Source organism: Intrasporangium sp. (assembly GCF_040414665.1).
Taxonomy (GTDB): Bacteria; Actinomycetota; Actinomycetes; order Actinomycetales; family Dermatophilaceae; genus Intrasporangium.
In genome coordinates this window covers 1-2,839 of record NZ_JBEDUL010000124.1, presented here as the reverse complement: position 1 = coordinate 2,839, position 2,839 = coordinate 1, and the positions used below count along the sequence as shown (strand labels likewise).

Here is a 2,839-nt window from a genome sequence, read left to right as displayed (position 1 = left end):
CTCCGTCGGCGCTGGCTGGGTCCCGATGCCGTCGCTCCGCCCCGGACACGCCTGCCGTCGGTCATCATGCCGATCGAGGCGGACCCGGGCGTCGATGGCGACCAGGCGATCGTCGTGGTCGAGAACGTCGTCGCCTCGCCCGGCACCGAGGAGGACGAGGCCGGTGGCGACGTCGAGGGCAATGGTGAGGGCAATGGGGAGGGGACGGCCGGGTAAGGCGACCCTGACTGGAGCTTCCCAATCAATTACGTCACAATGGTGTGGTGTTTATCGGTGAGCGCGCGCCGCGCGAGGCGAGGGACGGCGACCATGCCGACCATGGCTCGCCGCTCGAGTCGCGCACCCGATCCCGAGTCCTGCACATGGTGTCTGCCGAGGGCCCGATCACCGCTGCCGAGCTGGGTCGACACCTGGACCTGACGCCGGCGGCCGTCCGTCGCCACCTCGACGTCCTCGTCGACCAGGGGGCCGTCGTCGAGCACGAGCCGGTGGGCACCCGCCGTGGTCGGGGCCGCCCCGCCCGCGCCTACGTCGTGTCGGAGGCGGGCCACCAGGCGCTCGAGGCGGACTACGACTCGCTCGCCGTCGAGGTCCTGCACTACCTTGCCGAGCACGCCGGCCCCCAGGCTGTCGCCGACTTCGCCCGCGCCCGGGTGGCTGCGCTCGAGGAGAGGTATGCCGCTGAGCTTGCTTCCGCGGGCGACGACCCGGCCGCCCGGGCCGAGACCTTGGTCGACCTGCTGAGCCGCGACGGCTTCGCCGCCTCGGCACGTCCCGTCCGCGCAGGCGCGCTGGCGGGCGTCCAGCTGTGCCAAGGGCACTGCCCGGTGCAGCACGCGGCAGAGCAGTTCCCGACCTTCTGCGAGGCCGAGACGGATGCCTTCTCGCGCCTGCTCGGTGTCCACGTCCAGCGGCTCGCCACGCTGGCGGGTGGACACCACGTGTGCACCACCTTCGTCCCGGCAGCCGGCCTCTCGCGGAAGACCGAGGGCACGGCGGCTGTTGACGCGAGGGTGCCCCCCGCGAGGGGAGCCGACGCCGGAGACCCGGCTCAGCGGCATACGACCACGTCGAACGAACCAACCAAGGAGAGGTCCCGTTCATGACCACCCACATCGAAGAGCTCAACCCGGGCCTGAAGGACATCGGGCGCTACGAGTACGGCTGGGCCGACTCGGACGCTGCCGGCACGTCGGCCCGGCGCGGTCTGAACGAGGAGGTCGTGCGCGACATCTCTGCGCGCAAGAACGAGCCCGAGTGGATGACCAAGCTGCGCCTCAAGGGCCTGTCCCTCTTCGGCAAGAAGCCCATGCCGTCCTGGGGTTCCGACCTCACGGGCATCGACTTCCAGAACATCAAGTACTTCGTGAAGTCCACCGAGAAGCAGGCCACGACGTGGGACGAGCTCCCCGAGGACATCAAGAACACCTATGACCGGCTCGGCATCCCCGAGGCCGAGAAGCAGCGTCTCGTCGCCGGTGTCGCCGCGCAGTACGAGTCGGAGGTCGTCTACCACCAGATCCGCGAGGACCTCGAGGCGCAGGGCGTCATCTTCCTCGACACCGACACGGCTCTCAAGGAGCACGAGGACATCTTCCGCGAGCACTTCGCGACGGTGATCCCCGCCGGTGACAACAAGTTCGCCTCGCTCAACACCGCCGTGTGGTCGGGTGGGTCGTTCATCTACGTCCCGCCGGGTGTCCACGTCGACATCCCGCTGCAGGCCTACTTCCGGATCAACACCGAGAACATGGGGCAGTTCGAGCGGACCCTGATCATCGCCGACGAGGGCTCCTACGTGCACTACGTCGAGGGCTGCACCGCGCCGATCTACAAGTCGGACTCGCTCCACTCGGCCGTCGTCGAGATCATCGTCAAGAAGAACGCGCGAGTGCGCTACACGACGATCCAGAACTGGTCCAACAACGTCTACAACCTCGTCACCAAGCGCGCCACCTGCGAGGAGGGCGCGACCATGGAGTGGGTCGACGGCAACATCGGCTCCAAGGTGACGATGAAGTACCCGGCCGTCTTCCTCATGGGTGAGCACGCCAAGGGCGAGACCCTGTCCATCGCCTTCGCCGGCGAGGGCCAGCACCAGGACACCGGCTCGAAGATGGTGCACGCGGCGCCCAACACGAAGAGCTCGATCATCAGCAAGTCGGTCGCCCGTGGCGGCGGACGCGCGTCGTACCGCGGTCTGGTCCAGGTGCTCGAGGGCGCCTCGCACTCCGCATCGACGGTCCGCTGTGACGCCCTGCTGGTCGACACGATCAGCCGCTCCGACACCTATCCCTACGTCGACATCCGCGAGGACGACGTGTCCATGGGCCACGAGGCAACCGTCTCGAAGGTGTCCGAGGACCAGCTGTTCTACCTCATGTCCCGCGGGATGGCCGAGGACGAGGCCATGGCGATGATCGTGCGCGGCTTCATCGAGCCGATCGCGCGTGAGCTGCCGATGGAGTACGCCCTCGAGCTCAACCGCCTGATCGAGCTGCAGATGGAAGGGGCCGTGGGCTGACGATGGGGGTCTCGCACCGCAGTCCCGGCGACGTCCGACCGCAGGTGGTCGAGTCGTTCGTGCTCGACGACCACCCGGTGCCGACCGGACGCGAGGAGGAGTGGCGGTTCACGCCGCTGCGCCGCGTCCGCGGTCTGCACGAGCAGGCGGCGTCCGAGCCGGCGGCCGCCGACGGCAAGGTCGTCGTCGAGGTCGACGCCGCGCCCGAGGTCGTCGTCGAGCAGGTGGGTCGCGACGACCCGCGGCTCGGCGCTGCCGGCCCGCCGGCCGACCGCGTGGCCGCCGCGGCCTGGAACGGCTTCGAGCGCGCGACGG

The 2,839-nt window shown here is 69.2% G+C and carries 2 protein-coding genes and 2 pseudogenes; all 4 read left to right on the top strand.

Annotated features, from left to right (window positions below):
• A pseudogene (locus ABF401_RS13120) lies at positions 1-216 on the top strand (hypothetical protein); the annotation flags it as partial.
• A 47-nt stretch (positions 217-263) separates the two neighbouring features.
• Entirely contained in the window at positions 264-1,106 is an 843-nt protein-coding gene (locus ABF401_RS13115) for a helix-turn-helix transcriptional regulator (protein ID WP_353510009.1), read from the top strand.
• Complete coding sequence (gene sufB, locus ABF401_RS13110) at positions 1,103-2,524, top strand: Fe-S cluster assembly protein SufB (RefSeq protein ID WP_353510008.1); 1,422 nt, start codon at positions 1,103-1,105, stop codon at positions 2,522-2,524. Before ABF401_RS13115 ends, sufB begins: the two co-directional genes overlap by 4 nt.
• A gap of 2 nt (positions 2,525-2,526) precedes the next feature.
• A pseudogene (locus tag ABF401_RS13105) lies at positions 2,527-2,839 on the top strand (Fe-S cluster assembly protein SufD); the annotation flags it as partial.